This window comes from Mizugakiibacter sp., assembly GCF_039680435.1.
In the GTDB taxonomy this organism is placed as follows: domain Bacteria; phylum Pseudomonadota; class Gammaproteobacteria; order Xanthomonadales; family Rhodanobacteraceae; genus Mizugakiibacter.
The window spans coordinates 77749-83748 of the sequence record NZ_JBDKSX010000093.1 but is presented as its reverse complement, the minus strand read 5'-3'; the positions used below and the strand labels follow the sequence as shown (position 1 = coordinate 83748).

Here is a 6000-nt window from a genome sequence, read left to right as displayed (position 1 = left end):
GGTGGGGTGGCCTCCGGGGCACTTCGCGCCCGTAGGTGTGCCGTGCGGCGCGAGGTGCGGCAAGCGAAGTGCGCCGCATGCCGCGTGGAAAAGCATGCGTAGGGCGGATCGAGGCGTGCAGCGCCGGATCCGCCGCCCGCCTCCGGCGGACGGCCCAACCCGTCTGCGCGGGGGCAGGCGTGGACGGCGAGCACCGTGGGATGCAGCAAGCGAAGCGCGCCGCATGCCGCGCGGGGAAGTATCGAAGTGGTCTTTCGGCAAGCCTCGTCCTGCGACGGGGTCACATCAGGCGAGAACATCATGGGCAAGTCAGTCGTAATCCTCGGCGCGCAGTGGGGCGACGAAGGCAAAGGCAAGATCGTCGACCTGCTGACCGAGCGCGTCGGCGCGGTCGCGCGCTTCCAGGGCGGCCACAACGCCGGCCACACGCTGGTGATCGGCGGCAAGAAGACCGTGCTGCACCTGATCCCGTCCGGCATCCTGCGCCCCGGCGTGCAGTGCCTGATCGGCAACGGCGTGGTGCTGTCGCCGGCGGCGCTGAAGCAGGAGGTCGAGGAACTCGAGGCGCAGGGCGTGGAGGTGCGTTCGCGCCTGAAGATCAGCCCGGCGACGCCGCTGATCATGCCCTACCACATCGCGCTCGATCAGGCGCGCGAGAAGGCCTCCGGTGCCAAGGCCATCGGCACCACCGGCCGCGGCATCGGCCCGGCCTACGAGGACAAGGCCGCGCGTCGCGGCGTGCGCGTGGCCGACCTGATGTACCCGCACGAGCTGCCCGGCAAGCTGCGCGAAGTGCTCGACTACCACAACTTCGTGCTGACCCACTGGCTGAAGGCCGAGGCGGTCGATTACCAGAAGACGCTGGACGAGGCGCTCGCCTACGGCGAATACCTCAACCCGATGATCGCCGACGTCGCCACGCTGCTGCACGACGCGCGCCTGGCCGGCCAACACATCCTCTACGAAGGCGCGCAGGGCGCGCTGCTCGACGTCGACCACGGCACCTATCCGTACGTCACCTCGTCGAACACCACCGTCGGCGGCGCGCTGGCCGGCACCGGCGTCGGCGCCTGCGACATCGACTACGTGCTCGGCATCTGCAAGGCCTACGCGACGCGCGTCGGCGGCGGCCCGTTCCCGACCGAGCTCGAGGACGAGATGGGCGAGCTGCTGCGCAAGCGCGGCGCCGAGTTCGGCGCCAGCACCGGCCGTCCGCGCCGCTGCGGCTGGATCGACCTGGTCGCGCTGAAGCGCGCCGTGCAGATCAACGCGATCTCCGGCCTCGCCATCACCAAGCTCGACGTGCTCGACGGCCTGCCGTCGATCAAGGTCTGCATCGCCTACGAATACCGCGGCAAGCGCCGCGAGCTGGCGCCGCTGGACGCCGCCGGCTGGGCCGAGTGCAAGCCGGTGTACCTGGAATTCCCCGGCTGGGAGGAACCCACCTCCGGCGTGCGCGACTGGAACAAGCTGCCCGCCGCCGCGCGCGCGTACCTGCGCGCCGTCGAGGAACTCTCCGGCTGCCCGCTCGCCATCGTCGCCACCGGCGCCGACCGCGACGACACCATCGTGCTGCACGATCCGTTTGCTTGAGCGGAGCGCTGCGTACCAGGCAAAGGGGCCCCCGCGGGCCCCTTCGCGTTTCCGGTGCCCCGCGCGGACCGGCTTGGATCACGTTAATCAACCTTCAGGTTGATTCGCGGATATTCAACCTGTAAGTTGATTTTTGTCGAATCAACCTGTAGGTTGATCGCATGGACATCATCCGCGTCCCCGACCAGCTGGGTACCCTGCTGCGCGCCGCGCGCATTCGCCGCGGCCTGACGCAGGCCGACGTCGCCAAGGCGCTGGGTGTCACCGTGCAGGCGGTGTCGAAACTGGAGAACAACGCCGGCCGCGCCTCGTTCGACCGCATCCATCGCCTGAGCCTGCTGCTCGGATTGGAGCTCGCGCTGCGCGCCAAGGGCGAGCCTGCGGGAGCCGCCAAACCGGCGAAGCGGCCGGAGTGGTAAGCGATGGCGCGCCGCATCGCCGCGCTCGACATCTGGATGAACGGCCACTACGTCGGCCGCTGGGAACGCACGCGCACCGGCGCCGACAGCCTGGTTTACGCGGCCGAATGGGTCGAGGCGCCCGAGGGCCGGCCGCTGTCGCTGTCGCTGCCGTTTGCGCGCAGCCACGGCACGGACAGGGCGGTGCCGATGCGCGGCGCCGTCGTGGCGGCGTGGTTCGAGAACCTGATTCCCGACAATCCGCGCATCCTGCGCCGGCTGCGCGACCGCTACGATGCAGCATCCACGCAGGCGTTCGACCTGCTCGCCGCGATCGGCCGCGACTGCGCCGGCGCGGTGCAGCTCGTGCCGGCGGACGCGGCGCCGGGCGACGCACATCGCATCGTGGCCGAGCCGCTGGACGAAGCCGGCGTGGCGCGGGTGCTGCGCGACGCCGTCGCGGGGCGCGCGTTCGAGGCGGCCGACAGCGACGCCTTCCGCCTGTCCATCGCCGGCGCGCAGGAGAAAACAGCGCTGCTGTGGCACAAGGATCGCTGGTGCATCCCGCGCGAATCGACGCCGAGCACGCACATCTTCAAACTGCCGCTGGGCCTGGTCGGCAACGTGCGTGCCGACCTCGGCTATTCGGTCGAGTTGGAATGGCTGTGCATGGAACTGGCGCGCGAGCTTGGCCTGCCGGTCGCGCGCGTCGAGATCGGCCGCTTCGAAAACCAGAAGGTGCTGATCGTCGAGCGCTTCGACCGCCGGCTCGCGCGCACCGGCCGCTGGTGGCAACGCTTGCCCCAGGAAGACTGCTGCCAGGCACTGGGCCTGCCGTCCTCGCGCCGCTACGAGGCCGATCGCGGTCCCGGCATCCGCGCGATCATGGATCTGCTGCGCGGCTCCGAGCAGGCCGACGAGGACCGCCGCACGTTCTTCCGCGCGCAGTTGCTGTTCTGGCTGCTGGCCGCCACCGACGGCCACGCCAAGAACTTCAGCCTGCACCTGTTGCCCGGCGGCGCCTACCGCCTGACGCCGCTGTACGACATCCTCTCGCTGTGGCCGATCCTCGGCTCCGGCGCGCGCCAGATCGCCCCGCACAAGGCGCGCATGGCGATGGCGGTGGAGGGCAAGAACCGTCATTACGTCTGGCGCGACATCCACCGCTGGCACTGGGTGGCGATGGCAGAACGGCTGGGCCTGCCCGAGGCGCCGGCGCTGGTCGACGCGCTGATCGAGCAGACGCCGCGGGCGCTCGACCGCGTCGGCCGCCGCCTGCCGCCGCGCTTTCCGGAGCCCGTGTTCGTGGCCGTCGAGCGCGGCATGCGTGGGGCAGCGAAACGTCTGGGCGCCGAGCCCGATCGGCGTTGAGACGAGCGCCGGGCGCTGCATCGAACGCCTTCCGGTGGGCATACTGTCCGCTGCACGAACAGGAAAGCATCGCCATGGTCATGCTGAGCGAACGCTACAGGCATGCGGCGCATGTCAGGGCAGCACGCGCCGGGGAGAGCCTGCCGTCCGGGTGTTGCCGGCCGGGCCGCTACGCGGCTTAACTACGCATCTGCCCTGCGAGAAGGCGACCTGTCCATGCCCCCATTCGACATCCAACAGATCGACCACCTGGTCCTCCGCGCCCGCGACCAGGCGGCGCTGGTGCGTTTCTATTGCGACGTGCTCGGGTGCCACGAAGAGCGGCGGCAGGACGGGATCGGGCTGGTGCAGTTGCGTGCGGGGCGGTCGCTGATCGACGTGATCGGCGTCGACGGCAAGCTGGGGCGCATGGGCGGGGCGGCGCCGGGGGCGGAAGGGCACAACCTCGACCATCTGTGCCTGCGCGTGGAGCCGTTCGATGTCGAGGCGATCCGTGCGCATCTCGAGGCGCACGGCGTGGAGGTCGGCGAGGTCGGCTCGCGCTACGGCGCGGAAGGCGAGGGCTTGTCGCTCTATCTGCAGGATCCCGAGGGCAACACGGTCGAGCTGAAGGGGCCGCCGGACCCGGGCAAGGGCGTCGTGGCCGGCTGAGGATGCGGCGCGCGGCGCCGGGCCTTTGTCCGCAACCGCGTCACCGCTTCCCGACGATTCCCGGCAGCCGCAGGGGCGGGCGCGAAGCGTCGCGCGCACCGGATTCCGGATCGGCGCATGGAAACGTCAGGCCTGGGCGCGTTGCGCGTCGGGCAGCTCGCCGTCGATCTCGACGCGATCGCGTCCGTTCTGCTTGGCGCGGTACAGCGCCGCGTCCGCGGCCTGCACCAGTTCCGCGGCGGGCGTGCCCGCGCGCGGCGTCGCCGCGGCGACGCCGACGCTGAGGCTGACGCGGCCGCCGGGTGCGTCGGGATGCGGCAACGCCAGCGCGCGCACCGCGTTGCGGATGCGTTCGGCCACCAGCATGCCCTGTTCGCGGCCGGCGTCGCCCAGCACCACGGCGAATTCCTCGCCGCCATAGCGCGCGCAGACGATGTCGTCGCCGCGCAGCGAGCCGCGGATGGCCTGGCCGATGCTGCGCAGACAGGCATCGCCGGCGGGGTGGCCGTGGCGATCGTTGAAGGCCTTGAAGTGGTCGATGTCGATCAGCAGCAGCGCCAGCGAGTGCCGCCGCCGCCGCGCCTGCGCCCAGGCGCGGCGCAGGCCGAGATCGAAGCCGCGGCGGTTGCCGATGCCGGTCAGGGTGTCGCGCATCGCGGTGGCGGCGAGCCGGCGATTGGCGCGCCGCAGCTTCTCGTTCAGCGCCGCCAGTTCCGAGACCATCACCTGGGTGGCGTCGTTCACTTCCTGCAGGCGCAGCTTCAGCATGGTCAGGTGCAGCACGCCGCCGATCTGGTCGGCGAGCAGGTCGAGGATGGCGCGAGCGTCGGCGCTGAAGCTCTCCGCGGCGGGGCTTTCCAGGTTGAGCATGCCGAGGATCTCGCCGCGGTGGCGGATCGGTATGACCAGCTCGGCGCGGGTCAGCGCGTTGCCCTCGATGTAGTCGGGGTCGGCGCCGACGTCGGCGACGAACACCGCCGCGCGCGTGCGCAGCGCGCGTCCGGTGATGCCGCGGTCGGCCGGCCAACTGTGGCCGAGCTCCAGCGGGAAGCGCGATTCGCCGGCGAACGCGCGCAGGCTCAATTGCCCGCTCTGCGGGTCGATCAGGCCGATCGTCGCCAGCGACAGGTGGAAGCGGCGGTAGATGTAGCCGATCACGCCCTGCAGCAGGGTGCCGAGGTCCTCTTCGAACAGCAGGATGTAGGACAGGTCGACCAGCAGGTCGGCCAGGTGCGATTTCTGCCGCGCGCGCTCCAGCGCCAGCAGCGCGGCGAGATGGCCGAGGTGCGGTCGCAGCGCATTGCCGACATCCGCGTGTCCGGGCACGTGCAGGCGCAGGCGGGCGAGCGGCGCGCCGTCGTCGTCGTCGATGCGCAGCGTGGCGGCTTCGTCGGCATCCGCGCCGGCGTCGAACCCGAAGGCGTCGCCGGGGTGTGGACGCTGCAGTTCGACCTCGATGGCGGGGCCATGGCAGCGCACGAGCGCGTTGCGCAGAAGGTCCATCCACTCGACCGCACCGCTGGCGCGGTTGAGGAAGAGGATGTCGTCTGCGCTGGGGAACATCTCGGACCGGCCCGCCCGCGCGGGAAGAATGGCCCGGCGGTAGGGTCATGGTAGCGCGAAGGCCGGACGGCGTCCGGGCGCCGGTCGCGTTTGCACGAAAACGAAAGAGCCCGCTTGCGCAGGCTCTTTCGGCTTCAATATGGTGCCCAGGAGAGGACTCGAACCTCCACGGTTTTACCCGCTAGTACCTGAAACTAGTGCGTCTACCAATTCCGCCACCTGGGCAAGGCCGCGGACGGCGCCGGGGCGCCGCTGGGAGCCGCGTACGATAGGCAGGCGCACCGCGCTTGTCAATCGGTCCTTGCAAATCTGGCGGCGCTACCGCAGGCTGGCCGGGAACAGCGGATCCGTTCCGGCGCGAAGCGCGCATACGGCTCCTTCTGCCACGGCGGCAAATCCCTTGCGCAGCAGGGGTGCCGATCGC

5 protein-coding genes and 1 tRNA gene are annotated in these 6000 nt (G+C 70.7%); 4 read left to right on the top strand and 2 right to left on the bottom strand.

The annotated features are described in order from the left end of the window. Positions 1-300: 300 nt before the first annotated feature. The 4 genes from ABFC67_RS10275 to ABFC67_RS10260 all read left to right on the top strand — a co-directional run bounded on the left by ABFC67_RS10275 (position 301) and on the right by ABFC67_RS10260 (position 4013). Positions 301-1593 carry an adenylosuccinate synthase gene (locus tag ABFC67_RS10275; protein ID WP_346737933.1) on the top strand — a complete coding sequence of 431 codons (1293 nt, stop codon included), beginning with the start codon at positions 301-303 and terminating at the stop codon, positions 1591-1593. Between the two features lie 161 nt (positions 1594-1754). Beyond that, entirely contained in the window at positions 1755-2012 is a 258-nt protein-coding gene (locus ABFC67_RS10270) for a helix-turn-helix transcriptional regulator (protein ID WP_346737932.1), read from the top strand. 3 nt (positions 2013-2015) lie between these two features. Further along, positions 2016-3362: a type II toxin-antitoxin system HipA family toxin gene (locus ABFC67_RS10265; protein ID WP_346737931.1), complete on the top strand. Its 1347-nt coding sequence runs from the start codon at positions 2016-2018 to the stop codon at positions 3360-3362. 216 nt (positions 3363-3578) lie between these two features. After that, complete coding sequence (locus tag ABFC67_RS10260) at positions 3579-4013, top strand: VOC family protein (RefSeq protein WP_346737930.1); 435 nt, start codon at positions 3579-3581, stop codon at positions 4011-4013. 126 nt (positions 4014-4139) lie between these two features. On the opposite strand, the gene ABFC67_RS10255 is transcribed toward ABFC67_RS10260, so the two are convergent. Together ABFC67_RS10255 and ABFC67_RS10250 are read right to left on the bottom strand one after the other, a co-directional pair. Beyond that, positions 4140-5576, bottom strand: coding sequence for a diguanylate cyclase (locus tag ABFC67_RS10255; RefSeq protein ID WP_346737929.1), 1437 nt, complete (start codon positions 5574-5576; stop codon positions 4140-4142). A gap of 140 nt (positions 5577-5716) precedes the next feature. Beyond that, positions 5717-5801 (bottom strand) — tRNA-Leu (locus ABFC67_RS10250). Positions 5802-6000: the final 199 nt, after the last annotated feature.